This is a genomic window from Banduia mediterranea, assembly GCF_031846245.1.
Taxonomy (GTDB): Bacteria; Pseudomonadota; Gammaproteobacteria; order Nevskiales; family Nevskiaceae; genus Banduia; species Banduia mediterranea.
In genome coordinates, this window is the sequence record NZ_JAVRIC010000023.1 from 39,157 (window position 1) to 64,947 (window position 25,791).

28 protein-coding genes are annotated in these 25,791 nt (G+C 64.8%); 8 read left to right on the plus strand and 20 right to left on the minus strand.

The window, feature by feature from the left end:
* Positions 1-10: 10 nt before the first annotated feature.
* From RM530_RS14545 to traC, 9 genes are all read right to left on the minus strand, one after another.
* On the minus strand, positions 11-1,435 hold the full coding sequence (locus RM530_RS14545; protein ID WP_311365977.1) for a conjugal transfer protein TraH: 1,425 nt from the start codon (positions 1,433-1,435) through the stop codon (positions 11-13).
* Entirely contained in the window at positions 1,432-2,244 is an 813-nt protein-coding gene (locus tag RM530_RS14550) for a conjugal transfer protein TraF (RefSeq protein ID WP_311365978.1), read from the minus strand. Before RM530_RS14550 ends, RM530_RS14545 begins: the two co-directional genes overlap by 4 nt.
* A complete protein-coding gene (locus RM530_RS14555) occupies positions 2,241-4,187 on the minus strand; it encodes a conjugal transfer protein TraN (protein WP_311365979.1) in 1,947 nt (648 codons plus the stop codon). Before RM530_RS14555 ends, RM530_RS14550 begins: the two co-directional genes overlap by 4 nt.
* Complete coding sequence (gene trbC / locus RM530_RS14560; RefSeq protein ID WP_311365980.1) at positions 4,184-4,894, minus strand: type-F conjugative transfer system pilin assembly protein TrbC; 711 nt, start codon at positions 4,892-4,894, stop codon at positions 4,184-4,186. The genes RM530_RS14555 and trbC overlap by 4 nt, the downstream gene beginning before the upstream one ends.
* A complete protein-coding gene (locus RM530_RS14565) occupies positions 4,879-5,883 on the minus strand; it encodes a TraU family protein (RefSeq protein WP_311365981.1) in 1,005 nt (334 codons plus the stop codon). The genes trbC and RM530_RS14565 overlap by 16 nt, the downstream gene beginning before the upstream one ends.
* Complete coding sequence (traW, locus tag RM530_RS14570; RefSeq protein ID WP_311365982.1) at positions 5,880-6,533, minus strand: type-F conjugative transfer system protein TraW; 654 nt, start codon at positions 6,531-6,533, stop codon at positions 5,880-5,882. The genes RM530_RS14565 and traW overlap by 4 nt, the downstream gene beginning before the upstream one ends.
* The gene (locus tag RM530_RS14575) at positions 6,472-6,924 is read right to left on the minus strand and encodes a S26 family signal peptidase (protein WP_311365983.1); all 453 of its coding nucleotides are present in this window, start codon (positions 6,922-6,924) and stop codon (positions 6,472-6,474) included. The genes traW and RM530_RS14575 overlap by 62 nt, the downstream gene beginning before the upstream one ends.
* Positions 6,925-7,013: 89 nt before the next feature.
* The gene (locus RM530_RS14580) at positions 7,014-7,400 is read right to left on the minus strand and encodes a TrbI F-type domain-containing protein (RefSeq protein ID WP_311365984.1); all 387 of its coding nucleotides are present in this window, start codon (positions 7,398-7,400) and stop codon (positions 7,014-7,016) included.
* Positions 7,397-9,967 (minus strand): type IV secretion system protein TraC, encoded by a 2,571-nt coding sequence (traC, locus tag RM530_RS14585; protein WP_311365985.1) that lies wholly within the window; start codon positions 9,965-9,967, stop codon positions 7,397-7,399. Before traC ends, RM530_RS14580 begins: the two co-directional genes overlap by 4 nt.
* A gap of 436 nt (positions 9,968-10,403) precedes the next feature.
* Between traC and RM530_RS14590 the strand changes: the two genes are divergently transcribed.
* From RM530_RS14590 to RM530_RS14610, 5 genes are read left to right on the plus strand one after another with little or no spacing between them, the layout of a single operon-like run.
* Positions 10,404-11,897: a phosphorylase family protein gene (locus tag RM530_RS14590; protein ID WP_311365986.1), complete on the plus strand. Its 1,494-nt coding sequence runs from the start codon at positions 10,404-10,406 to the stop codon at positions 11,895-11,897.
* 51 nt (positions 11,898-11,948) lie between these two features.
* A complete protein-coding gene (locus RM530_RS14595) occupies positions 11,949-12,902 on the plus strand; it encodes a CBASS oligonucleotide cyclase (protein ID WP_311365987.1) in 954 nt (317 codons plus the stop codon).
* Positions 12,899-13,390 (plus strand): HORMA-1 domain-containing protein, encoded by a 492-nt coding sequence (locus RM530_RS14600; protein WP_311365988.1) that lies wholly within the window; start codon positions 12,899-12,901, stop codon positions 13,388-13,390. Before RM530_RS14595 ends, RM530_RS14600 begins: the two co-directional genes overlap by 4 nt.
* Positions 13,387-14,277 carry an AAA family ATPase gene (locus RM530_RS14605; protein ID WP_311365989.1) on the plus strand — a complete coding sequence of 297 codons (891 nt, stop codon included), beginning with the start codon at positions 13,387-13,389 and terminating at the stop codon, positions 14,275-14,277. Before RM530_RS14600 ends, RM530_RS14605 begins: the two co-directional genes overlap by 4 nt.
* A gap of 37 nt (positions 14,278-14,314) precedes the next feature.
* The gene (locus tag RM530_RS14610; protein ID WP_311365990.1) at positions 14,315-14,863 is read left to right on the plus strand and encodes a 3'-5' exonuclease; all 549 of its coding nucleotides are present in this window, start codon (positions 14,315-14,317) and stop codon (positions 14,861-14,863) included.
* 197 nt (positions 14,864-15,060) lie between these two features.
* Here the strand turns inward: RM530_RS14610 and RM530_RS19045 are convergent, their stop codons facing one another.
* From RM530_RS19045 to RM530_RS14640, 7 genes are all read right to left on the minus strand, one after another.
* Positions 15,061-15,402 carry a TraV family lipoprotein gene (locus RM530_RS19045; RefSeq protein ID WP_432276104.1) on the minus strand — a complete coding sequence of 114 codons (342 nt, stop codon included), beginning with the start codon at positions 15,400-15,402 and terminating at the stop codon, positions 15,061-15,063.
* Positions 15,403-15,413: 11 nt separating this feature from the next.
* Positions 15,414-16,715 carry a TraB/TrbI/VirB10 family type IV secretion system protein gene (locus tag RM530_RS14615; RefSeq protein WP_311365991.1) on the minus strand — a complete coding sequence of 434 codons (1,302 nt, stop codon included), beginning with the start codon at positions 16,713-16,715 and terminating at the stop codon, positions 15,414-15,416.
* Entirely contained in the window at positions 16,715-17,461 is a 747-nt protein-coding gene (locus RM530_RS14620; protein ID WP_311365992.1) for a TraK domain-containing protein, read from the minus strand. Before RM530_RS14620 ends, RM530_RS14615 begins: the two co-directional genes overlap by 1 nt.
* Positions 17,361-18,011 carry a type IV conjugative transfer system protein TraE gene (gene traE / locus RM530_RS14625; protein WP_311365993.1) on the minus strand — a complete coding sequence of 217 codons (651 nt, stop codon included), beginning with the start codon at positions 18,009-18,011 and terminating at the stop codon, positions 17,361-17,363. The genes RM530_RS14620 and traE overlap by 101 nt, the downstream gene beginning before the upstream one ends.
* 2 nt (positions 18,012-18,013) lie before the next feature.
* Positions 18,014-18,310, minus strand: a complete 297-nt coding sequence (gene traL / locus RM530_RS14630; protein WP_311365994.1) for a type IV conjugative transfer system protein TraL — start codon at positions 18,308-18,310, stop codon at positions 18,014-18,016.
* Positions 18,311-18,320: 10 nt separating this feature from the next.
* Positions 18,321-18,665 carry a hypothetical protein gene (locus RM530_RS14635; protein ID WP_311365995.1) on the minus strand — a complete coding sequence of 115 codons (345 nt, stop codon included), beginning with the start codon at positions 18,663-18,665 and terminating at the stop codon, positions 18,321-18,323.
* Between the two features lie 94 nt (positions 18,666-18,759).
* Positions 18,760-19,164 carry a lytic transglycosylase domain-containing protein gene (locus RM530_RS14640; RefSeq protein WP_311365996.1) on the minus strand — a complete coding sequence of 135 codons (405 nt, stop codon included), beginning with the start codon at positions 19,162-19,164 and terminating at the stop codon, positions 18,760-18,762.
* A 346-nt stretch (positions 19,165-19,510) separates the two neighbouring features.
* Here RM530_RS14640 and RM530_RS14645 point away from each other — a divergent pair, with 346 nt between their 5' ends.
* The gene (locus tag RM530_RS14645) at positions 19,511-20,590 is read left to right on the plus strand and encodes an aldo-keto reductase family protein (protein ID WP_311365997.1); all 1,080 of its coding nucleotides are present in this window, start codon (positions 19,511-19,513) and stop codon (positions 20,588-20,590) included.
* Between the two features lie 118 nt (positions 20,591-20,708).
* Here RM530_RS14645 and RM530_RS14650 read toward each other — a convergent pair whose 3' ends face one another.
* From RM530_RS14650 to radC, 4 genes are all read right to left on the minus strand, one after another.
* The gene (locus RM530_RS14650; protein ID WP_311365998.1) at positions 20,709-23,006 is read right to left on the minus strand and encodes a DEAD/DEAH box helicase family protein; all 2,298 of its coding nucleotides are present in this window, start codon (positions 23,004-23,006) and stop codon (positions 20,709-20,711) included.
* A gap of 88 nt (positions 23,007-23,094) precedes the next feature.
* Positions 23,095-23,730: a hypothetical protein gene (locus tag RM530_RS14655; RefSeq protein ID WP_311365999.1), complete on the minus strand. Its 636-nt coding sequence runs from the start codon at positions 23,728-23,730 to the stop codon at positions 23,095-23,097.
* Positions 23,731-23,975: 245 nt separating this feature from the next.
* Complete coding sequence (locus RM530_RS14660) at positions 23,976-24,200, minus strand: hypothetical protein (RefSeq protein ID WP_311366000.1); 225 nt, start codon at positions 24,198-24,200, stop codon at positions 23,976-23,978.
* Positions 24,201-24,235: 35 nt separating this feature from the next.
* The gene (radC, locus tag RM530_RS14665; protein WP_311366001.1) at positions 24,236-24,757 is read right to left on the minus strand and encodes a RadC family protein; all 522 of its coding nucleotides are present in this window, start codon (positions 24,755-24,757) and stop codon (positions 24,236-24,238) included.
* Between the two features lie 453 nt (positions 24,758-25,210).
* Between radC and RM530_RS14670 the strand changes: the two genes are divergently transcribed.
* Positions 25,211-25,459: a type II toxin-antitoxin system ParD family antitoxin gene (locus RM530_RS14670; protein WP_311366002.1), complete on the plus strand. Its 249-nt coding sequence runs from the start codon at positions 25,211-25,213 to the stop codon at positions 25,457-25,459.
* On the plus strand, positions 25,456-25,761 hold the full coding sequence (locus RM530_RS14675; RefSeq protein WP_311366003.1) for a type II toxin-antitoxin system RelE/ParE family toxin: 306 nt from the start codon (positions 25,456-25,458) through the stop codon (positions 25,759-25,761). Before RM530_RS14670 ends, RM530_RS14675 begins: the two co-directional genes overlap by 4 nt.
* The last annotated feature ends 30 nt before the right edge of the window (positions 25,762-25,791 follow it).

Consider the following 25,791-nt stretch of genomic DNA (forward strand, 5'->3'; position numbering starts at 1 on the left):
CGCCCCTGTGTCAGCGCTGCGGGTTGTACAGCGCGGCCTGCACCACGGTGGGGGACAGGCGCGACACCAGCGCGTGCTCGTAGTTGCGCGTGCGGTTGGTCATGTCCAGCGCGAACTGGAAGTCTTCGCGCACCTTGCCCTGCGCCTGCGAAATCGCGCGTCGCGCCTCGCGGATGTCGGTGAGAAAGCCCGCGACCGTGGACTGGCCGGCGCTGTCCTGCATGCGGGCGGCGCCGGCCTCGACCGCGCGCAGCAGGTCGGTCAGGTAGACGTACAGCAGGTCCTTCGCGATGAGAAACGAATACTGCTTGGCCTCGCTTTCGGCGTTGGTGGGAAAGTACGCGGTGCTGACGGTCAGGTACTTGTAGACCGGCAGCGAGGTGGAGCGGATCAGGCCCAGTTCGTCGTCCGTGGGCGAGCCGCTGTCGTCGCGCAGCTTTTCGACCAGGCCCATCAGCAGCGATTCGACCTTGGGCTGCAGCGCCTGCGACGACGAGATCGTCACGGCTTCCGGGCTCGCGGAGGTCTGCTCGCAGGCGTTCTCGCTGGCGCTCGCGTCGAGGCAGGTATAGATGTCGGCCGAGCCGCCTTCGATCATCGCCGTCAGCAGCGCGGCGTTCTCGGCGGAGCTGCCGCTCGCAACCAGCAGCGAAGGAATGCGGCGGAACTGTGGCGCGGGATCGGCGCTGTCGGTGTCGGCCTCCACGATCAGCGTGCCGGTCAGGTTCATGACGGCCTCGGCGAGATCGAGGTCCGATTGGAAAAACGGAATCTTCATCATCGCGCGCCAGGCGAGGTTGCCGCGCGTGAACAGCAGCCGCGGCGCATCTGCGGCCGCGCCGTCGTCGTTCGGGTTGTTGCGGCACGCGACCTTGGCGGTGGCGTAGTCCTCGCCCAGGTTCTGCGTGCGGTTGAGGATGCAGGCCTGCTCGGTGGCACCCGCCATCTCCAGGGCGCCGCCCAGCATCGACGTGGCGGCCTCGCAGGAATTGATGTCGTTCATCAGGTATTCCTGCGCCCAGGAGTTCAGCTTGGCGATCGACTCGGTGATCTGCGGCGAGACCACCTGCATCGCCAGCATGAAGGCCAGGCCCGTGGCGTTCTCGCCGATGCTGCGCAGCAATTCCACGAACATGTCCGAATCGATGTAGCTGAAGCCACCCAGGTACATGTCGATGCCGCCGCAGCCGGCGCGGAAGCGAGGCATCTGCACGTTGACCAGATCGAACTCGCGCACCGGATTGCGTACGTACAGGCCGCCGCCGGTGAAGTAGCCGGCGCTCTGGCCTTCGTAGACGCCGGGCTGGGTGACGTTGGCATAGTTCATGTCGCCGAAGAACGATTCCAGGTCTTCGCCCAGATCGGCGCGGGCCGGCGCGCAGAGCGCGATCGCCGCGGTGGTGCAGGCTGCGAGCAGCACGATCGTCGTTTTCATGGCATCAGTCTCCCGGCGACATCGAGGCCGCCTTGCGCTTGGTCTTCGAGGGCGGCGATCGCCGCCGACAGCCGCTGCGCCAGCTCGCTGTAGCCGACGGCGCCGAACACCGCCGGTGCCACCTTGCGGGTGGCGGGGTCCAGCAGGTACACGGCCGGGTAGGCGCTGACCTCCAGCCGTGCCGCCGCGTCGAAATTGCTGCGCGGTTGCGGGTATTCCGGCAGCACGCCGCCGTCGAGCGATACGGGAATCACGGTGAACCCGTGGTCGGTCGCGAATCGGCTCAGCACCGGCGCGAACTGGTGGCAGAACGGACAGTCGCCGCGGAAGAAGAACAGCAGGCCGTAGCGGTCCGCGGCGGTCGAAAGCTGCGTCCGCTGTCCGGCGGCCTTCAGGTCTGCCTGCGTCCGCGCTGCGGCACCGGTCGGGCTGACCAGACCATAGTCGAGGCTCGGCGTGGTCCAGACGACCTGTTTCCAGGTTTCGGCGAAGGCCTGGGACTGCGCCATCAGCGCCTGATTGAGCTGCAGGTAGGCGCGCAGGTGTTCGGGCGTCGGCTCGAGCACGGCCAGCGCCATCGCGCGTTCGAGCGCTTTGCGCTGCTGCTGCACCCGCGCCATCGGGTCGAGGTCGATCGGTGGCGCCGCGTCCACGGGCGTGTCCGGTGGCGGCGTTTCTTCGGCGGGCGGGGGCTCGACGTACCAGAACCAGCCTTCGGCGTGCAGGCGAAACCACTGGGGTTTGGCGTCGTCGCCAAGCACTATGGCGGGAAGCACGGCGACTGTGGCTGCCAGCAGCAGACGTCTCATCCGCCACCTCCGTCGCCGTTCGGCGAGCCGGATTCGATCATCTGCTGCAACTCGCTTTCCAGCCGCTGCTCGATTTCTTCGCTGGTCTCCATATCCTGCATCGCCGCGTCGGCATTGGCGCTCGCCGTCGCGTAGAACTCGGAGAAGTCGATGATCGACCAGTCCAGCGCCTCGACTTCCTCCGTGGTCAGCGCACGGCAATTCGGTTCCTTGGCGGAGCCCCAGTCGATGCCGAGCTGTTCGTGTCCGGCCTCGTTGATGATCCGGGACAGCAGGCTGCTGTAGACGCAATAGCTCTTCTTCGTCGTGGTGTTGAACAGGCCGGTGCTGTAGCTGCCCACGTAGTGCGTCATGCCGGCCTGCTTCGCCAGACCCAGCGTCTGTTCGTCGGCGCTGCACTGGGCAAGCCCGATGTCCTGACCCCAGCCGTCGTCGGCGCAGCAGTCGGCATAGCCGAAGTCGTCCTTGCTGCACTTCATGCCTTCGCCCTTGAACAGGCTCAGCGTGTCTGCGTCGAAGTCGTCCGCGGTGGTCTGCGCGGCGGCGAGCATCGTCGCGGCATAGGGCAGGTCTTCGGCGGCCGACTCGACCGCCGGTACGTCGGACACGCAGGCGCCACCGGGGCAATACAGATCGGAGCCGCAGACGGTGACCGCGGTCGTCGCCGGCTCGCCGAGCGGGCAGCGGAAGTCGTAGCGCCACTGCGTGCACAGACCCGTGTCGTCGGTGGCGGTGCAGCTCGCGTCCATCTGTTCGCAGCCATCGGCGCGCAGCGCATCGCAGGCTGCGTCTTCCGGCTCCATCGGGTCGTCGCAGGCGTAGCGTTCCTGCGTGACCCAGCAGTCGCGCGTGACGGGAACCCCATCGACGATGCGGGTTTCGTTCGCGCCCTCGATGCAGACCGTGTTGATGAGCTGGCAGGATTCACGCGACTCGACGTCGTCGCCGCAACTGCGGGTCCAGGTGTCCGCACAGTCGCACCAGCCGGTCAGGCGGAAACGCGCCCAACTCTCCCCCTTGTCGACGACCACCGTGCGCAGGTGGATCGTATTGACGCCGCTGTGCAGCAGCGACCGCAGATCCAGCTTGGGCGTCGCCGATTGCGTACGGCGTTCCGAGCAACCGGCGGAGCCGGTTTCGCTGTACCAGACCCGTCCATCGACGACCTCGAGCCGGTCGCCGCCCATCGGCAGGTTGGACACGACGGTGCCGTTGACCTCGATGAGCTGCCAGTCGTCCCAGTGGGTTTCGGTCAGCACGAATTCCTTGACCTGAGTGGCGCTGTCCAGCGTGAACACAAAGCTGCGATCGAACACCGTGCAGCCGCCGCTCCAGTAATTTCCGCCGACCTGGCCCAGGGTCAGGTCCGGCATCGTGTAGTCGAACGGCATGTCGGACTGGACGCCGTAGAGCGCAACCGCAGCGTCGCACTGCGGATCGCAGGCGCAGCTCAGGGTATCGGTGCAGGTGGGCGCGGGGTCGAGGGTGCCGGCGGCACAGGAAGCCTCGGTGTAGGTGCCCGGTTCGTCGACGCTCAGGACCCGGCAATCCGCATAGGTCTCGGTCAGCGCGTTGGCGGAGGCGTTGGCCTGGTCCTCGTGCTGGAACATCGGCTCGTCGTCGCCGAACGCAAAGCTGGGCCGTTGCACGGCGGATTCCTGCACGTACTGACCCACGGGATCGGTCGCGGCCGCCGCCTGTGCTTCCTGCTCGATCGCGGCGCCGTCGTCGTAGTAGCCGGTCTCCGGCACGTCCGTGCCCTGGTACCAGGGGTACTGGCTGGTGTCCGGTTCCGTCGCCGCGTCGGCGGCGGCGGCGTTGCCTTGTGCGCCGAGTTCGCGGGCCTGCTGCTCCGAGGGCGTCAGGGGCTGGTCGCCGCGCGCGGCGAAGCATGCGCACAGTGCCAGCGCGATGACGACGTGCAACCCGAAGCGCCTGTTCATGGCGCCGCGTCCAGTCGGACGGTGAGCGGATCGACGATCGCGCGCACCTCGGGGCCGGCGCCACGCCCCATGGTTTCGAGCACATGCCGGAGCCCGGATTCGCCGGACAGTCGCAGATGTTTCGGCACCGCACATTCGCTGCTCGTGCAGGTCCGCAGCGGCTCCAGCAGCAGCACGTAGGTCGGCACGGACTGCACGGCGAAGCGCGTGAACAGCGTCGGATCGATCGAGACGCCGGACATGTCCGATGCCTCGCCCGCGAGCGACCGGATTGCGGCCAGCGTCTCCGGGAACGAGTCCTTGACCAGACCGCGCAACACCAGCGGCGCGCCGATGCGCCGGGCCTCGTGCGCGAGCGAACGCAGAGCGGTATCCGGCATCGAGAACGACACCATGACCAATAGTCGGGGTTCGCGCTCTGCGTTCCAAGGGCGCGGTTCGGATTGAAGTGACAACGATCCCGTCAGGTCTTCGATGGAACTCGGCAGGCGCAGCGAGGGCTTCGCATTGGGTGGTGATGCTCGTGTGACGCGCTGAATCTCGTCGGCATCCGGCTGGTTGCCCAGCGCCTGCCGCACGGCCTCTCGCGCCCGTTGCGCGGCTTGGTCCAGTTCGGCCGAATCCGGCGCCGGCGCGGACTGGCTCCACGCCGTCGACGCGAAGGCGCCGAAGCCCAGAGTCATCGACAGCATCAGAACGCGCAGCACAGCCGCTTCCTCCAGACCAGGTGCGTCTGGTCCTCGCCCTCGTAGGGGAACTCGTGCCCGGCCGCCCAGATCGCGCTGGGTCGCCCGAACGGAATGCCGTGCTGCGTCTGCGCGATCGGGTAGAGCTGCTGGGTCTTGTACTGCCCCTTGCGCAGGATCGGCTGGGCGATCGGTCCGCACATGGCGCCCGTCGTCGACGTATCCAGCGCAACGAGCTGGCGGTGCAGTTTGGCCGCCATGCGGTGCGTCAGCAGCAGGCTGGTATCGGTGGCGCCGACGTGATGCGCGTTGGTGCCTGCCAGCGGGTAGACCGAACCCTGCGAGCCGGAGCACCAGAACAGCTCGTCGATGCCGAATCCAACCGTCGCCGCGGCGGTATCGGCGATGCAGGCCGCCTGCGCAGCAGCGTTGCCGAACAGGATCGCCTCCGGGTTGATCAGAAAGGCCAGCTCATCGTCGTCCCACAGCGGGTCCAGTTCGGTGACGTAGACGAGGTCGAAGCTGTCCTCGCTCGCGCACATTGCCGAGGTCATCGCGGCGCCGATCCAGGACAGCACCGGAAACGTGTACCAGTGCACGTGGTAGAACGCGGCTTGATGCTGGCCGTGGCCGCCGTCGCCGTGGGTGCCGCGCGTCGCGGGCATGTCGGACAGGGTTTCACCGCCGAGCGTCGGCGAGCAGTACGGTGTGCGCACGACTTCGGCGACCCGCGCCGGCTCCCAGAAGCCGACGCCGATGCCGAAGCGCGCGAACACCGGCGGCGGTTCCGGGCATGAGCAGACCAGTGGTGCCGTGTCGCCGCTTTCGGGCTCACCGAGGCTGACGGACGCCGGACCGATCGAGATCGGGAAGACGCAGGTCCAGCAGATGTCGTTGATCAGATCCGGAAACTCGCCGCCGCAGGGACCGGTAGCGCCGACCGTCGCGCGCGTGCAGATCGCACCGCACAGCAGGCACAGGGCGACGGCCAGCCGAACGCGCACGCTCATGGCGCTTCCTCCGGATCGAAGCTGCGCAGGCGTAGATGGCGGTCTTCCTGCTCCACGGTGGTCGGCACCTCGTGGATGCCGAGTGCGCGCACCAGCTCGCCGTTCTGGTCGAAATACACCGTCCGGCCCTGGAGGTGCTTCGCGGTGTCGCCCGGCGAGCCGCCGGTCAGGATCAGCTTGGCCGGCTGTGCCGAAGACAGCGTGCGTTCCAGCCAGTGCAACTGCGCAGGATCACCGGCGTCGATGAATATCAGCGCACGCGACAGCGGCCGCACATCGAGCGGATTGACCCGCGTGCCGGCGCGGACCAGCAGCTTGCCGTCCGCATCGAGCAGGTCGTCGGGCAGGGTGACGGAGGGGTCGAGCGTCCAGCTTTTGTCGTCCGTCGCACGAGGCAGGCCGAGCGCGGGCGGGGCGCTGACGTAGCGCTCGGAACGTTCACGCAGTTCGGTTTCGAGCTGGGCGCTGCCACCGTCGGCGAGCCTGGCCGCGGCCTTGCGCTGCATCGAAACGAGCAGGTCGGGTTCGGCGATCGGCCAGACGGGGCCGATGCGGCCGAGATCGGCAGCCTTGGCCGAAGCCGTGCGTTCAGAACAGACGCACAGCACGGCCCAGCACACGATCGCGCGGGATATAGCCGATGTCCGCATAGCGGGAGTCCAGCGAAAGCGGGTGCGGGGTCCACACCCAGTAGTGATCCGGCGGCACGACGCCGACCGGGCCGGGCAGCAGGTCGCCGCGTGAGCTGGTGGTTTGCAACTCGCCGACGTATTGGCCGTTGACGAAGACCCGGCGGTCGTCCGCATCGCGGGAAATCGCGTCGCCGGGCAGGCCGCGCGCAATCTTCGTGAACTTCAGTTCCCTCGGATAGAAGCGGTTCGGCGGCGGGATGAAGGCGATGGTGTCGTTGCGGCGCGCCGGCAGCGTGCCGAGTTCCACCCAATAGACGAGGCCCGGCAGGCTGTCGCTGACGAGGTTGAACCACGGCCGGTAGGGCGTCAGTGCGTAGACCAGCTGCTGCACCGCCAGGCCGGTCAGCATCGAGGCCGCCAGAACGAGCATCTTCCACCGCGCTCGGCGGAGGCGCGGCGACGTGCGTGCATGGTGCCACCATGCGGCAACGTGGGCGGTCACGGCGCCGCCTCGCGAGAGGATTCGGCCGAAAGCCGCTGCTGCAAGGCGATGCGCAGTTCCGGCGTGCGGTCCGGCGCACCGCTGAGCACGGCCGGCGCGTTGAGCAGCACGATGCGTCCCTCGTCCGAAAGCTCGGTGAGGGAGGCTTCCAGTGCGCTGGCGAAGCGCTGCACTTCCGCCTGCTGCCGCGCTTGGTTCCAGTCGCGCTGCGACACGGTCGCGACGTGCTCGGCCAGCACGCGGTCGATCTGCACGACCGCCATGGCAGGCGGCGGCGAGAGCCAGCGCAAGGTCAGAACCGTCAGCAGCGCGCTGCTCAGGCCGATCGCGCAGGCCAGTGCCAGCGTCGACGCCATCGGCGCAGGGGAGGGCGCTTCGCTCATGTCTGCGCCTTGCGCTGCGACGAACGACGCACCAACTCGTCCACCGCCTCGACCAGCGACAGACCGCGGGCCTGCGCGTCCTGCACGAACTGGAACTCGGCGCTCTGCGTCGAGTACAGCTTTTCCGAGAACGGATCGACGATCAGCCGCCCGACCGACACGCCTTCCGGCCCCTTGATCGCGAGTTCCGAATACATGCCGTCCTGCTTGTCCAGCGACAGCAGCAGTTCCTGCAGGCCGTCGTCCATCGCGATCTGCTGCTCGGCGCGCGCCTTGTGCACCGTCTCGGCCTTCTGCCGCAGCAGACAAAGAAAGTCGCTGTTCTCCAGCGCCGCGCGCGACAGCGCGGACTTGTAGTAGTCGTTGATGCTCTGCGTGATGGTCATGAATGCGCCGCCATACTTGCGGGCGGTGCGGTAGCCGCGCTCGATGAACTTGCCGGCCTGGCCCTGGCCCATCAGCTGCCAGGCCTCGTCGATGATCGCTAGCTTGCGCACGGAGCGTTCGTGCCGGTACATCTCTTCGGTGATCGACAGCATCAGCGACAGCAGCACCACGGACTGCAGGTCCGTCATGTTGACGAGGTCGTCCAGCTCCAACACCACCAGCGGGTTGTGCAGGGCGATCGTCGAGGCGCCGTTGAAATAGCGACCGTAGCTGCCGTCGCGCGTGTACGGGAACAGCATCGTCGCCAGATCGCGCGCGGCCTCGTCATGAGCGCCCATCACCGTAAGCTCGGCGGCGACCGCAGTCGGTTCGGCATCCGCGCCGTACTTCTTCCAGCTCGCGACGATGGCCTGCTCCAGCACTGCGAGCTGCAGCGGCGACAGCGGGGCGTCCGGCGAGGCCATCTGCGCATGCAACTGCTTGAGCAGCGGCAGCTCTTCCTCCTGGAATTCGTCTGCATTGACCGTCGAAAACGGATTCAGGCACGGCCGTTCGGCGCGGGAGAAGCTCACGTACTGACCGTCGAGCAGGCGGCAGATGTTCAGATAGCTCTTGCCGGCATCGATGATGCTGACGCGCCCGCCGGTGGAGCGCGTGGCCACCACCATCTCGTTGGTGAAGAACGACTTGCCGGCGCCGCTGGTCGCCGCGACCGCGACGTTGTAGTTGCCCTTGCGGTTGTCGAAGAAATCGACGAACTGCACCTGGCCGCGCCGGCCGAAGGTCATCAGCAGCGGGGTTCCCGTGCCTTTCCATTCGGCCGTCAGCGGCGCTGTATTGACCGCATTCCAGGTCAGGCGCGAGCGCAGCAGCCCGAGCCGCTTCAATTCGTCGGCGAGCATGGGGCCTGCGGTCATCGGCAACGCACAGCGCAGCGCCGTCAGCGCCGTGAAGCGATCCTGCGACAGCTGCCAGCCCTGCGATTCGAACACCGAACGCAGCCGCTGCAGGCAGAACTCCTCCTCGCCGGCCCGCGCGAAGGCGACGATCTGCCAGTGCGAGCGCAGCAGCCTGTGGCCGTCCTCCATGTTGCCGACCACGTAGTCCCAGTCGGCCTTGCGCTCCTTCCAGGCCGGCACGAAGCGCCCGACCGGCGAATCCATCATCTGCGTCGCCCGCGCCGCCTTGAGCCGCGCGCTGCCCAGCGCCGCAACCTGATCGGTCACATGGATGGTCTGCGTGTACAGCACCGGGCAGGGCAGGCGCTGCACATTGGAAAACAGCGCGCCGATCAATTCGCCCGACTGCCAGCCCGCCCAGTTCAGCGGGAACTGCCGCACGGACAGGGGCAACACGGACACATTGAATCCCCGATGGATCAGGGACAGGCAGTCGCGCCCGACCAGCAGCAGCGTGTCGCGGTCGATCACCTGTTCCGCCAGCGGCACCTCCGGGTCCCAGCGCCACCTCGTCCGCGGCTCGGGCGAGGGATTCAGCATGCCGTCCAGCGTGCCGATGAAGCGCTCCGCGTCCACGCGCAGATGGCCCATGTCGGCGCTCGCGAGAATGCCCTCGATCGCCGCGCGCACGCGCATCAGGTAGTCGAGCTCGGAAGCGTCCGGCTGCCGCGGATCGATCGGCCGCGTCACGCTGAACAGCACCCGCCAGTCGCGCAGCAGGAACACCTGCGAATCGAACAGAGACGCCCAGCAGCCGCCCCGAAGGTACGACGCCCGACGGTCGGCCAGCACCGAGAACAGGCTGCCGTCCCGAGGCCGCGCCTCGCGCCACCGGTCCAGCAGGCCATGGACGTCCGGATCGGCCCACAGCGTGATCTGGACGCAGGTGCCTGCCTTCAGCCCCTGCGAGAACAACCCGGCCAGCACCTTGATCCGTTTCAGGTCCATGCCCACGGCTGGCGTGGCCTCGAGGACGAAGCCGGCGGCGTCCCCGTTGAAGAACAGTTGTTTGTCGGGGTCGTAGCTCTCGTACGGCAACAGCCCGGACACGCGCCGTGCCGATGCGATCCGTTGCATCTCCGCAACCGTCGGCGGCGGCAGCCCCCGGTCGAACAACGCGCCGGGCGGCTCCTCCGCGAACCACCGCTTCAGTTCGGCGCCGACGCGGCCGCGCAGGCGGTCAAGGCTCGATGGGGCGAGGGATTGTTCGCGGATGTCCATTCCAGGGTTCGGCAGGCAAGCGATGAAGGTGCTTGCTCGAAGCCTGGGGGAAGGCGTTCACGGCGCGGAACCGGAAACTTCGCTGGTCGGTGAGGCGATTTCTTTCGCGATTCGAGGTCCGCTCTGTGCCATAAGCGGACGCTTATTTGATCGCTCTCGCCTCCACGACAGCTCGTTTCAGAGATGTGACGGCGTCTTGAAATCCTCGAAGGCCGTCCACCGTCGCGAAAAGTCAGATTTATGACGCAATCTGCGTTTTTTGGGGAAATCTTGGGCGGATCGGGGCCCGATATCAGGATTTTCGTGGCAAGCTAGATCCGTCTCATTGACGTAACCCACCGCTAGGTTGCACTTGGCCTCCTGATGTCCGACCCGAACCCAATCCGCACGTCCAGCTCCAATGAGCCCTCCATCAGCCCGATCACCGAAATACTTCATGCTGGCCGGCAGCGTCTCGCTGTCGGCCAGGTCCGAAAACGTGAAACGCGCACATGAGTTTGTGCGAGCGTTCGTAGCGGCAGTGCTAGAGGCGGGCGACGGGTTCGTCGTCTACGTGGCCGCCGAAGCGTTCAACGAGGCGGGTGAACCGGTGCTTTTCGACTGGTCCGTTTTGCGGCAGATCGATGCTCTGCTGCCCGGCGAGGCGGAAGTGCCACGTGCCGTAGTGGTCTTGTCGGAAAAAGGCCGTATCGAAAAGATGAGCCCTGAGCAGCGTGGCCTTATTGGGTCCATGGCTGGCCGACGCCTCATCGAGATTTCGACCATTCCGGACGATGTCGTCACGGGTGGCAATATCGTTGAAGCCCAGATCGATCGCGCTGCGGGGATGATTGCATTGGGCGGTGGCAAGGGCGTATCGGACCGCGCCTACAAGATGATGAAGCTGGGCCGTCCGGTTTATCCTCTCGACCTCAAGATCGGCGCCCTCGGCGAGGATGGTCACGGTGCGGCAGCCCTGCATCGGGCGTTCATGAACGGTCCTTTGTCGTACTTCAGCCACACTGGCGAGGCGGCGCGCACCAGCAGCTTGGCGCTCTCCCTGGAGGAGCCGGGCCAGCCGATTCCCGACATCGCAGCAAAGATCGCGAAGTTGATTAGGGCCGAGATCCAGGCACAAGAACTCGCGGCACCCACCGATGTGCTGATCTTGACTGCGCTACCAATCGAACTGAGTGCAAGCTTGGATGCGTTCGAGATCGACGACGAGACACCTGCGGCCAAGACGGAGATCGGCCAGAACTACTTCCGAGCCCGGGTCGTCAGCGCCACGGGAAAGTCCGTGATCTGCACGATCGCCAGCTTTGGAACCGCCGGCAACGTCGATGCTGCCGCGGCAACGGCAAGCTTGCTCGCGGAGTTCAAGCCGAAAAGCGTGGTAATGCTCGGCATTGCAGCCGGAATGCGCGACAAGTGTGCTTTGGGGGACGTCGTGATCTCAGACCGGATCGTTGCCTATGAAGGCGCTGCCTTGCTCGCCGGCGGCGACGTTGCCTCGCGGCCTGAGACGTTCCGGCTTGGGCTGCCGATCCAGCAGGACGTGACCCTGTACCTAGCGCGTGGTGATGCCCTAAAGCGGCGCCTCGATCAAGCGTGGGCCCGGCAAGGGCTGGCGCTTCCAGCGTCGTCGCAAGCCGGCGTGGTGTCCAACGACATTCGACCCAAGCCGGCCACGATTGCCAGCGGCGAGAAACTCTTGCGGGACCCAGACAAGTTCCGTCAGCTCCGCGAGATTCAGGGCAAGATCGAAGTCGCGGAGATGGAGGCTGTGGGGGTGTTTACCGCCTGTCAGCAGCACGGGACACCCGCGTTGATCATCCGCGGGATCAGCGACTACGGCGACGAAACGAAAGACAACACCTTTCACGAGCTCGCGGCGAAGGCGGCGGCCGTGGCAACGGCCGATTTCGTCGCGAACGGTCTGACGACGTAACCCGATAATATTAAACAGTAACAAGTGCCTTTGAGCATCAAAGGAGAACCAATGGCTTTATCCAATGCACAACTGCTTTGGTACGACAGCAACGTCCTGCGCCTGCCCCAGGACAAGCGCACCGAATACCACGCCCAGGTCGACCGGCTCATCTCCGAGCTCCGCAAACACATGGCTGATTTCGATGAGCTGACCATCAAGAAGGTCATGAAGGCAGGGTCTTTCGCGAAATTCACGATTCTCCGGAAGACCAACGAAGACCCGGTCGATGTCGACGTGATGTTCTATCTCACCGGCGATAACGTCAGCCACAAAACCTTCAAAGACCTGAGCGATGTGATCTACGCGAAGCTGGCGAAGATCTACCCTACCAAGAAGGTAGAGGATTTCGAGCTGCAGCGTCGGGCTGCCACGGTGCAGTTCGTCGGCTCGGGCCTCGCGGTCGATATCGTCCCGGTCCTTCAAGACCCCAAGCGGCCCGACTATGGCTGGCAGTTCGATATCCAGGACGGTTCGAAGAACGAAACCTGCGCCCCGTGCCAGATCCAGTTCGTCGTCGACCGCAAGAAGCAGGATGCGCACTTCCGGACCCTGGTCCGCCTGGCCAAGCGGTGGAAAAACTACACGACGCCCTCGGGCCTCAAGTCCTTCCACATCGAGCTGATCATGGCGCATCTGCTCGAAGTCGATGGATCAGGCGGAAGCATCGAAAAGCGATTTCGCGACTTCCTGCTTTACGTCGCGCAATCCGAACTCAAGGAGCGGGTCGACTTCGTTGAGAACCGCAAGTCACCGGCGTTTTCGTTTGCTGATCCGGTAGTGGTGATCGATCCCGTGAATAACAGCAACAACGTGACGTCGCGAATCTCCGAGACGGAACGCAAGGAGATTTGCCAAACCGCCCAAAACTCGTGGGAGGTCGCCTGCCGCGCCTCGGAAGACGATGATCTCGACGCCTGGAAGGAGGTCTTTGGGCCCCGGTTCAAGGTAAAGGAGGAGGAATGAGCACTACCCAGACCAAGACGACGACCTTCACCAGCGAAGATATATCGAAGGTAATCCGCAGCTTCACCACCGAGCTCAAAATGATCGCGTCGAGCACGCGGGGCATGACGGAAGCCGAAGCCGCGAAATATGGCCATGACATCGAGTATCTCGCGCAGCATAGCTACCTGAGTCTGGTCGATGTCACCTTGTACAGCAATGGCAAGGAGGAGAATGCCGTCCAGTACACGGTTCGCGATGGGACCAAGGACCTGACGCCATCTAAGCCCGGCGGCGTTATGTGGCGCAGGCTGGAGAACCCGAAACTTCACGTCACTGTGCGTTTGACGATCGCCTACACCCCCCAGGTCGAGCAGGCGGTCAAGGCGAAGCTTTATATCAACTGGCAGACCACCAACTTCGATCTCAGCCATCCGAACCTCAAGAAGAAGGATGGCCGCGACTTCACCAGCAACGGCTATGGCATTAGCAGGACGGATTTCGAATGAGCAGCACGGTTTTCGAGAGCCGGACGGTTCTCCCGAATGAACTCATCACTGATCGGGCCAAGACCCTACTGGGCTTCGGGTCGCTCTACGACCGGGTGAGCAAGCAGCTGCAACTGATCCTGCATGCGGACAGGGTAGAGGCCTGGAGCCGCCAGAAGCACCACAAGTCACTTGCGATCGTCGGACTGCTTCGCGGCCAGTATCCCTTTGCCATCTTCTACGGTGACGTGGGTACTGGCAAAACGGCCATGGCCGAAGCCGTTGGCAACAAGATCGCGATCGACTCCGGAACCGAGGACTCGGAGCTTTTTAAGCTCAGCAACCGCGTCCGTGGTAGCGGGAACGTGGGCGAGATGGGGACGCTGATCACCGAGGCTTTTGCGGAGATCAAGAAGGCGATCGGCAAGAATCGGCGTGCCATCCTGGTCATCGATGAGGGCGACTCTCTGGCCGCGTCACGTAGCCAGCAGCAGAGCCACCACGAGGACAAGGTCGCCGTGAACACGGTGATCCAGGCGATCGATGAATTGCGATCGGCCCGCGGCCGGATCTTTACGATCCTATGTACCAACCGGATGTCTGCACTTGATCCGGCTATTATCCGTCGCGCCTCGATCATCGAGCACTTCCAGCGGCCCACCGACGACCAGCGCGCCGACCTGTTCGAGATGGACTTGGGCGATCTTGAGCTGACGCCCAAGCAGGTGAAGGCGTTGGTCGCCGCAACGGGAGCCAGGGACAAGCAGCCAGCTTGGACCTACTCCGATATCCGCACCCGCCTATATCCGGCCGCAATCGCACTGGCATATCCGGACGCTGCGCTGACTTTCTCGCATTTCGAGTCCGCGCTTGCAACACTGGAACCGTCCCCGGCGCTCGCCGACTAGCTACTGAAAGCAACCTTGTTTCCATCAAGATCCAATAATGAGTAAAAAGTACGAGGTCTTCATCTCGGTGGACATCGAGGCTGCAGGACCGATCCCAGGCGAGTACAGCATGCTCACCGTGGGCGCCTGCCTCGTGGAAGATCCAGCCAGGATGTTTTCCTGTGCCATCAAACCGGTCAATGACCGCTTCGTGCCGCAGGCTCTGGAAGTCACCGGCTTGTCGATGGCCAAGTTGGCAGAAGAGGGCCTCGATCCGGAGATGGCAATGCGGCAGTTCGAGGCTTGGATCGCTTCGACCCTTGATGGTCAGGGCTCGCCCGTATTCGTGGGTCTCAATGCCCCTTTCGACTGGTCTTTCGTCAACTACTACTTTCACCGGTTCCTAGGGAGGAATCCGTTCGGTTTCACAGCACTCGACATCAAGGCTGTTTACATGGGCGCAACCGGATGCTCATGGCATGACACGCGATCGAGCGAAATCGCACGGCGTGTTCATCCGAACTCCAAAGGTGACCACAACGCCCTTCGTGACGCGCTTTACCAGGCTGAGCTTTTTCGTCTGGTGCGCAGCATGAAGCTTTCCTGATTTGAGTTGAAGGTGCGCGAAATCACGTTGGTATTATCCGATTTCCTGAATGTGCATTGTCTTCCTGCCGTGCGATTAGCGGGCGAAGACTAAGGCGAGACCAAGGCGGCAATTGGGTCGTCGCAGCCCCCTTAAAGCTAGGTTTGCACGTCCAATTGTCAGGCAACGACTGTCCGCTTTGGGCTGATTTCAGCCCATCAGCGCAAATTCTCAACCATCCACTCGCTGTTCCCGATTCGGACGTAGACAGACGCTGCGTCGTGAAAGTCGCCTTCTCCGTCCACGTACGGAAGGACGTTGATGCGCAGAACCCGCGGTGCCGAAAGCGAGGGTTCGCCGTGTCCCGACGTGGTCGGTTGTGTCGTGCCGGCGATGTCAGGCGCCTGCAGTGGCTCCGCTTGGCCGGTCGCTGCCGCATGTATCCGGCTCACGGATCGGCAGCCTCCCGAACTGATGGGGGCGCCGCACGAATACTTCGGCGTCGTCGAGCATCCGAGCAGGGTGGCGCTGGCGACGAGTATGGCAAAGAGGATCTTCATGGTGATGCTCCTCAGCGGTGATTCGGCGCGATGACGCTACCTGGGGTTGACTCGGCGGCAGAGGCATCCTGCGTTCCGCGGCGCATCACACGTTCGAACGCCTCCGGCAGGCGTACGCCTTCGTTGAACACCACGTCGGTGTGCCGCCCGCCTTCGATCTCGATGATCGGATACAGCTCGTTGGCGCGGTCGATGTAGTAGTCGGCGATGCGTTCCAGGGCGTTCGCCGTGCCCTGGGCGATGCCGTGTTCGGCGATGTCGGATGGCGGGATGGTCGAGACGGTGCCCAGAGCACTGGTTGCGGTCTGCGTGTAGGACTGTGCGATGGCGGAACCGACGCCACCGGCGATGCCCGCGAACAGCGCCCGCGCGATCATGGCGCCTTGCTTGCTGACGAGCCGGCCGCGCAGGCCGACCTTGCCGTCTTCGCCGGACACGTAGCCTTTGACCGGCAGTTCCATGACCTCGCGCGATTGCAGCACGCAGGACAGCAGCTCCAGCCGGATGTAGGCGCGCTCCGAGCTGAGGTCGCCGTAGCCGGCGCCGGTGACGAAGCATTCGCGGACCTGCTGGCGGTCGCGGTTCGGCAACCAGGCGTTGTCGGCCAGGCGCAGCAGCACCGGGTGCGGATTGGTCTGCGCGAGGCCGCCGGTCGGTGCGTCCAGGCCGGAAAGCAGGGTGGCGGAGACGAAGCTCACGGGCAGGAAGTTGTCCAGCGTGGGTTCGCCGCCGGAGGCGGCCTGTCCGCCGGATCGGCTGCTGACGGAAATGCTCATGATGCTGCCCGGTGAACTCGGTGCGACCGGCGCTGTTCCCGACGTTGGAATCGGGGGTGGCCGGGGTGGCGCTGAGGATGCCCTCGTGGCCGTGCTGGCGCCGGGCAATGGCGGTAGCGGCGGGCGCTGGGCGTCGGTCCCGTTCCTGCGGTCAGTGCCCGCATCGTCTCGCTGATCGTCCACTCGCTTACGGTCGATGCTGCGCGGAACTTTCGATTCGTCCTTGCGATCGAGTTGGTCGCGCAGCGCCCCGAGGTCCTTGCGCAGTTGATCGTTGTCCCGCCGCAGGGCCTTCAGTTCGGCTTCCGATCGGCTGATCCAGATGTCCATCGGGTCGATCGAGCCGGAGGGTTTGCCGAAGTCGGCGGAGTAGTCGGTCGACGGATCGACGCGATGCGCTCCGCCCGCCTTGCGCCGCGGATCGGACAGCCACAGCCCGAAGACGACGATGGCGATGACGGCCGCGAACGCGCCGATCGTGATCGCCGTCTGGCGCTTGCGGATCGTCTCGCTCGTCGGCAGCTTCGGCAGCGGCATCAGCGCCCCCTTGCGAGATAGACCTCGGTGCTGCCGCCGGGTGGCACGGTCGGGGTGCCGATCGCCACGGCGCAGAGGTCGTCGTAAATGTGAGAGAAGCGGGACTCATCCAGGTGCAGTTCGGCCTTGGAGGTGTTGCGGAGGGTCCAGACCTCGCCGCGGAGTGAGGCTCCGTTCCAGCGCTCCACCAGCCGCAGCTGCGTGCCATCCCAGCCGCGCAGCTTCTGGTCCAGGTGCTCGGCGGCGTATTCCGGTGGAATAGCACGCGGCGAGCTGGCCATGCCGCGGATCAGCGTCTTGATGCGCTGCAGGTGGTCATCGGCCAGGGTGCCGCTCGGCGTGGCGACCGGCGCCGGTCGCGGCGTGGGCTTCAGGTGGATCGTCTGCGACGGCACGTCGGCGACGCGCGCCGCCAGCGTGTAGGTGGCGCCGAATTCGTCGCGCACGAAGAAGCTGAACACCTGTCCCGGCGCCTTGCCCAGCGGGCGGATGTAGATTTCGCCGGCTTCTGCATCCGGCTGTGCCTGCATGGCGCCTTCGACGGCCCAGACCTTGGCGATGTGGCGGCCGTCGCTCATCGTCAGGCGCGTCAGCTCCTGCGCCGAGACGGTCACCTCGACCGCACCGCCGTCGCCGACCGCGACGTCAGCCGCCCGGCCGCAGGGCGTCGCCAGCATTAACGCCAACGTCAGCATGAGCGTCAGGGCCGGGCGGGCGAGGCCGGTCCGCGAAAGGATCGCGTTCATCGGTTTCTCCAAATTCCGAGACGAACAGCCGCGCGTCCCGGTAGGTGAATTGCAGGCGGTAGGTCACGCGCTGCGAGGGCAGCAGTTGCTCGCCGACCATCGGCGCCCGGTTGCCGGTAATGGCGACCTGCCGATCGGCCTCGCGCACGCGCACGGACAGCGGGTGGAAGACCTGGGCCAGACTGTTGCGTTCGATGCGCTCGGCTTCCAGGCGCAGCGTCGCGGCGAGCCGTGCATGTGCTCGCGGGTCGACGTGCTCCAGGAACAGCGCGGACCGGCCGGGGAAGTTGTCCTTCTGATAGGTCAGCACCAGATCGCTGAAGAACAGGCCCATCTGCTCCAGGTACTCGCGCGAGACCTGCTCGCCGTGCACCCAGAACGCCTGACCGATGGTTGCCGGCGTCACGATGATCCGCTCGCTGGTGCTGGCCGTGAGCAGCCTGCCGGTCAGCAGCAGATTGGACACGCCGAGCATCAGCGCGAGCGTCATCCACAGGTTTCGGCGCCGAATCGCCTCGGCGAGCGCGCTGGCATAGCGCCGGTACTCCACCGTCAGCCCCCGATGTACTCGCGCACATGGCTCGGCGCCGGAGAGCGGAACCACCAGTCCGACGGGCTGTACCAGTACAGCGCGCGAATCACGAAGCCCTTGCCGCCCGCCTGCTTGAGCCGGGCATAGGCGCGGGCCGCCGCCAGCCCGGATGCGCAGCCCACCAGGAACATCAGCGCACTGCCCATCAGGCTGAACAGGATGACGCCGCAGAGGAACACCGCGGCGTCATCCAGCGCCCACATGAAGAACAGCGGCGGATCGTCCAGCGTGCGCGGAATGTAGAAGCGCTCTTCCATCGCCGATCGATCAGTAGATCAGGGCCGAACCGAAGATCTGATCGATGATGGTGGGCCCGAGCGCTCCGAAGATCGCCAGCACCATGCCGGCCGCAGCGATCACGACCTTTCCGGTGCCGGCGGCCACGCCCATCATCACCAGCCCACCCGTGATCGCGATGCCCCGGCCCAGATAGCCGGTCGCCGCGTCGTAGATGAACTGGTAGAAGGCGAGGAACTCCTCGCCGGTGGTCGAGGCAAGCGCTGCCAGAGGCAGCAGCAACAGCAGGCCCGGCAACAGCAGGGAATGGTGCGGCGGCTCGTGAGTTTCGGGGGCCGGCGAGAGATACTTCAAAACAGCGTTACGGTATTTCATGGGGATTACTCCAGTGAATGGCGCGAAACATCGATTGCCCCGCTGGTTGCGCGAGACCGGCGGAGCGCCGATGGCTGAGTCCCCGGACCGGGGCTCACTCGGATCGGGTCGGCGCGGCGGGCGGACCGAGCTGCCGTGCGACGCGCCGGGCATATGCCTCCTGGCGCTCGCGAGCAGAGGGCGAGCGCGCCGTCCCCGCGTTGTAGGCGCCGACGGCCTGCCAGGTGTAGCCCAGCCGGTGGATGTTCCCCGCCAGCACCCAGGCGCCGACCCAGATCGAAGTGCAGGGCTCGTAGAGCGACTCCGCTGCGATACCCATCTCGCGCAGGGCAGGGAGCCAGCGCGAATTGATCTGCATCAGGCCGATATCCCAACTCCCATCCGGGTTGAGGTGAACGGCAAGTGGATCGAGACTGCTCTCGGTTCGGGCGATGGCGATCAGCAGTTCTGGGGCGATGCCGTAGTGCTGCGCCGCGGCGCCCAAGCAGTGGCACCACATCGACGAAGACTCGCCCGCGTGCACACCCGCGGAGTACGCGGCGATTGTTGCTGCCCGGAGCAGTTCTCGAAGTATGCGCTGCCACAACTCGTGGCTCCCGACTCATTGCCGACTGACGCGGCGGTGCAGGTCAGGGTGCGTGGGGGCGGGCGGTCGTGGTACCGGAAACTCCGCTGAGTTTGGGGGTAATTCTGAGGGAGCATTGGCGGAGCCGGCTGGCGGCTTTGTGCCAGAAGCGGTCGCTCATCCAGCATGATTTTGTTTCGGCGTCATAGACTAGCTACTCGCGAGTCGCTAGCCTTTCGGAGCGAGCTGCTCCCAATAATGTTGTAACGGAGGGGTTTGCATGGCTTCCGAAATCGATGAGTTGAAAAGCAAACTGGAACTGAGCTTCCGATTGGTGGACACCGCCTATTTATTTCGAAATGAACAGGTAAATGATTCCGCCAAGCGCACAGTAATGCGAGTTCAGCTGATACAGGTAGACAACCTGCTGGTGATGGTGCCCAGGCTGAAGAATCTGATCTTTGGCAGCAGACAGAGCAGTGATCGCACTGCGCTCGAAGAGGCGATTGACGAGCTGAAAAAGAGTTACGTCAACTCCTACGACCTCATCAGAGACAAGGTCGCAGCTCACGGCCAACAATTGGACGCAATGTCCTGCTTTTACGCCTGGGGCGACCTGGATTATTCGACGACGGAAGTGCTGTACGGCGACATCAAACATCTTCAGTCTTTGGTCGAGGCGGCGCTAGACCATCGCTTCCCCACGATCCCGGACTACGCGCCTTTGGATATTGCCGGCAACGCGTACCTTTCTGTGCCGACCGGGGCAGAGATCCGGCTCGACCGCTTTGCGGCCACTCGGCCCAACACGGGCTACATGCTCCCGCTGTGCTCTTCGCAGGACAAGGCCCAGATCGTCCTTTCAATTCTGGATTTTCTGAACGTGGATTTTGCAATCACCGCGATCGTGGATGATCCGAAGACGCTTTACAGACGGTTTCTATTTGAGATTGGTTGGTTGATGGCCGTGATCGACTTGTGTTCACTCATCGATAACCTGTTCGTCGATGACACTTACGGTAAGTCCCTATTAAGCGAGTGGAAAGACGCCGGTGTGGTAGGGCACAGCGACTTGCTTCGCTTAGAGGGAGCGCGCGACGTGGCGCTTGAGAACGCCCTCCGCTTGTCTCGAAACAAATTGGGGGCGCACATCGATCGGACAGAGGATATCCAGGTGCTTCTGGATAGATATTTCTCTCTGGACCTAGGAAAAATAGATCGCTACTTCGGCATGCTGATTGATGGCTTCTACGCTGCGTGCAGGAAGGATTTCCGCACCAGGATGTTTCTTATCCACACCAGCCCCATCACTCGCATGGTGAACATCTCAGGCGAAGGTCGGCCGTTCGACGACAGATGACCGATGCATCTCTCGCTAGCAAAAACATAGCTTGCTGCCACACAACTCCACCGTCCGCTTTGGGCTGAAAGCGGACGCGAAAAAGAAGAGGGTCGCGTGGCGACCCTCGTATTATCGACTACAACAGCAACTGTTTCGCCAAGGCGACCTCGATCGAGTCGTCGTCCTGGTTCAGCACATCGAGCCCGGTGTCGGGCATGTCGCCGGACGTGGACTGGCTGACGGCGATCTTCCTGGCCATCAGCTGCAGGCAGGTGATCTGCGTCGTACCGCCGTAGCCGAAGAAGTGCACGTCGACTGGCTGCTTCTGGCCGATGCGCCAGGACCGGCGTGCGGCCTGCTGCAGGGTGTAGACGTTGTAGCCGGTCTGCAGGAAGGCGATCGTCGGAAAGTCGAGCAGGTCCAGACCGGTCTTGACCAGTTCCGGGTTCGTGATGAGGACATCCACGCCACGATCCACCTGTTCGAAGATCCAGTCCTCGCGCCGGCTGGTGTCGATGCTGGCGCGGAGCACGGCGGCCCGCAGGCCCTCGGCTTCGCACATCGCCTTGAGTCGCGACGTGGTGTCGCGCGTTCCGGAGTAGACGCTGTAGACCAGCACCCGCCGCCCCTGGGCCTTCTCGGCCTTCTCGGCCTTGCACAGGGCGATCACTTCGGTCTCCTTCGGCATCGCGTCTGCGCCGTCGAAGATCGCCGGCACGTGCGCGAGCACGGACCGCGTGCGGGGATGCCGCACGACTTCCTCGCGAAACGCGCAGTCGGGCCATTCCAGCAGCACGTTGAGGACGACGCCGAGCAGGCTCTTGTCGCCGTGACGCAGCGCCTCCTTCATCGCGCCGGTCAGGGTGAGGCGGAGACCGTGGTAGGCCTCCGATTGATCGGTGCGCATCGGGACGTCGTGAAAGTGCTCCAGGTACGGCGGCAGCACGCCTTCGCCGATATCCCGGAGCTTGAGGAACGCCGTGAACGGCAGCACGTAGCGCGCGATGCCCTGCGGCCCAAAGCCCGGTGCCTTGACCGTGGTGACGCTGACCTTGCGGCCTCGTGCGGTCTTGTGCGCGCTGCCTTCGGTTTCCTTGTAGATGTCCTTCAGCACGCCGTGATGGCGCATGAAGCTCATGGCCGCCGCGCCGAGCGAACCGCGCACGTAGCGGTAGCCATCCTCGATCATCCGTTCCGGCATGATCCGCCACAGCAGGTGGAAGAGGTCATCAGCGTAGCCGCCCATCAGGGTGCCGGTGAGCAGCACGACCTTGCGGACCTTGGCGGCCAGCACGGCCATCGCCTGACCCTGGGCCGAGCCGTCGTTCTTGTACTCGTGGCCTTCGTCCACGATCAGCAGGTCGAAGAAGCCATCCGGCAGGTAGCGCTTGATGAACTCCGTCGCCTGGTAGCCGCCCTGGCCGAACGAGAATTCCATCGTCGCCATGGCCTTTTCCATGCGCCGGGCCTGGCGGTCCGAGAACACCAGTTCGCCGTCCTCGTCCATCAGGTTGACGAACTCGTAGACGTTGTCCTCGATCATGCCCGCCAGGGGGCCTTCGCCGAAGCGGCCGATCAGCCTCTCGGCGGTCGCCGGCCCGATCGTCGGGATCTGGCACAGCGAGGACTTGAGCAGTTCGCGCCGCGGCTGCGGCGCCCCGTTGGGACGCATCAGCGTCCAGAGCGGCGAAGCGCAGCCATCACACTTGAGGCGCTTGTCGACCGGGAAGGTTTCCACGGTGTAGGGCATCTGATCGGGATCGAGGGTCGCGATGCCGCAGTGTGGACAGACGACGATGGCTTGCAGCTGCGGCTCGCCGACGGGTTCGCCCTGGTCATCGGTGCGCTGGATGTGGCGGCGTCGTACGGCGTAGGCCGGCTTCCAGTGGAAGCCGAGGCGCATGCGCACGCGGCCGAGCACGAAGAATTCGGGTCCGTCGTGACCCGGATGCGCCGGATCGCGCAACTGCAACAGCTTGCGCAGCGTGTCCGGGCCGTTGAGCACGGTGACCCGGGCGCCGGTCACGGTTTCGAGGATTTCCCGCCGCCATTTGTAGACCAGGTGCGGCGGCGAGATGACGAGGAAGCGGCGGTAGCCTTCGCAGCGATGCAGCACCGCGGCGATGGCGATCGCCATCATGGTCTTGCCGGTGCCCATTTCCGCATTGACGACGGCGGCGGGTTGGCCGGCGTCGACGAGCAGGCGGGTGACGGCCTGGACAACGCCGCGCTGTGCGGCGAACGGCTTGCGCTTCAGGCCTTCCATCACCGCGTCGCGGCGAGCGTCGGGGGTTCCGTCGTAGACCGGTGGATTCTGAGCTGTGACGGCAGCCAGCAGGCTGTCGCCGAAGTCCGAGACGAACTCGGGTAGGGGAATGACGGCGGCAGACGGATCGTCGGCCAGCGTGTCGGGAACAGGTGTTTCGAGTGACATGGTGCATCTCCTGTGAATGGGCGGTCCACGCAGACGCGAGTGCCCGTTCGGGCACTGGCGTCCCGCGGGATATGGGTGAGAAGGGCGTCTACGCCGCCTGGCGCAGAGACGCGGGTTGGTCGGTGTCGAGCGTCAAACGGCCTTCGCGAACGAGCCGTGAGATTTCGACCTCGACCGCGTCGCTGCCGAGGTCGACGAACACGGCATCGACCTGAATGCCGCGCAGCGGACGAATCCAGTCGTTCTGCCGGAAGACGTCGAGCACGACTTCGTTCCAGTGGTCGAGCAGCGGCAGGTGGGTGACGCTGCGGACCAGGTGCCAGAGCGCAGCCTCGCCGTGCGTGGCATTGCGTTGCAGCAGCAGCGCACGCCGGTTGGCGCGGTCCGGCTCCACCGCGAGCCGGTCATACAGCCAGAGCTGGACGAGGTTGCCGAACAGGTTCTTCGGCGGCAGCCGGCCGCTGAGCTTGTCGGTCGTCGGCATGCGATCGAAGTGGACGGTTTCCGTGCCCTGCGGTCCTTCGACGTGCAGGGAACGCAGGCCGCCTTCCTCGACGGGTACGGACAGCCGGGCGAGCAGTTCCTGGATCGCGGTGTCGCGGCCCCAGAGCGAGCAGAACAGCAGGCCGCCGCGCTCGTCGCGCAGCAGCGCATCGGCGAAGACGCCGGGCAGTTCAACGATGGGGAGCAGCTCCGGCGCGGCCGGAGGCAGTTCAGTGTTCATGTGGAAATCTCCATGAGCAGGGATAGGCGAAGGCGGCCGTGCCGGTGGGGCATCGGTCCGCCAATCGAGGGGTGGAAGCAGGATCGAGAAAGCGCCGGAAAGCGTTTCTGCCGCTGAGCCGATCCGAAGCGGCGAGATGCGACGTGACCCACGTCGCCAGGGAGCAAGCGTCTTTCGGCAACGGTCCGGCGCAGGCCGGACCGCAGCGGAAAAGCGCCTCGACAGGCGTCAGGAAGTGAGGTCGTCTACCCGACGGGATAGCCGTGGCTTTCGAGTACCTGGATCATGTGTGCGCCTTCCCAGGAACCGGGTCGGCGCACGGCCAGGGCAACGTCTTCGAGCAGCATCGCGGCGAGCCGCGGCAGGTCGAGTCGACCGTGCGTATTGGCCTCGCTCTGGTTCATGCGCTCCAGCGCTTCCTCGATGAGCGTGTTGTCGTCGTCCGAAATCTCGACGTGGATTCTGATCACGGTGTGGTCCTCTTGTGGTGATGCCTGGAAGGGCGCTACAGCCAGCCCCGCTCGGAGAAGGACACGCCGCCCTCGGCCGAGACGACGAGGTGGTCGAGCACGCGGATGTCGATGACGGCGAGTGCGGCCCTGAGGCGCTCGGTGAGGGCGCGGTCGGCTGCGCTGGGTTCGGGGCGGCCCGAGGGGTGGTTGTGCGCGAACAGGACCGCGGCGGCGTTGTGCCTCAGCGCGGCCTTGACCGCTTCGCGCGGATAGACGGCGGCGCCGTCGATCGTGCCGGTGGCCAGTGTCTCCACCGCGATCAGGCGATGCTGGCTGTCGAGCCACAGGCAGTCGAAGCGCTCATGGTCGAGCGCGCCGAGGCGGCTGCGCAGGAAGTCCATGACCGCGGACGGACTGGACATGACGCCGAGGCGCCGGCACCGCTTCAGCAGGATGGCCTCGGCGGCGGACAGGATGGTGTCGTAGGTCAGCGGACCCTGGACGATGTAGCGTCCCTGGGTATCGCGCACGAGCGAAGGTCGAACCGCATCGGGGCGGCGGTTGGATGCAGGCATGGAGGCTCTCCGGTGAAGCGCGGACAGCGCTCTGCGGGAGCGTGTCCCGCGCGAGAGGGGAGGGTCGAGGTGACCCGGATGTTCAGGAAGGATCGCCGCCTCGAGGGCGGAAGCACGTTTCGCGATCCGGCGTGCTTTACGAAAAATCGGTGCGTGTGGGCGCTTACCGCATGAGATCACGGCCCTGGCGGTGCGTCGCCGAAGAACCCCGCCAGTCTCAAGGCGCAATATTCGGTGGCCGTGTGCCCGCTCGAGAAATGGGGCATCTCTGGCCACTGTTCGATAGACGTTTCGCGCGGAGGCTTGCCTATCCTGCCCAGGGCAGGCCTTCGATCACAGCGGGGGTATGGCCGCGAGCTGTTGTCGGCTTTGCCGACGCACCCAAAGCCACTTGACGGCCCCAGGGTCTGGATATTCATAATTAACAAATATGAATATAGGAGCGATTCGCCCATGGCGACCACGAGCCTGAGTCTTGGAGAACACTGGGAAGTATTCATCCGCAACGAAGTCGCGAGCGGTCGCTACGGTTCCGCCAGCGAGGTGGTCCGCGATGGTCTGCGTGCGCTTGAAGAGCGCAAGACCAAGCTGGAGGCGCTGCGGACCCACTTGGCCGAAGGCGCTTTGCAGGCCGCACGCGGCGAATTCGTCGGCGACTACTCCTTGAGTCGCCTCATTTCGGATGCGGACGCCGCGGAGTGAAGCCGTCATTCCGGATCACGCCTCGTGCATACAGCGATCTCAAGACCATTGCCCGCTATTCCAGGCAAAAATGGGGGGAGGCTCAACGGGACCGCTACTTGGCGGCCCTGGACAGTCGTTTCGAATGGCTCGCCGCAAATCCGCGGACGGGCAAACACCGGTCCGACATCGAGGAGGGGTACTACTGCTTCCCGCAGGGCGCACACCTGATCTTCTACCTCATGCGGGCCGACGGCATCGACATCATCGGCGTGCCGCACAAGCGTATGGATGTGCTGATGTACTTCGGTGATGCAGTGTGAGCAAGCCGACGCATGGACGGCTGCTGAGGC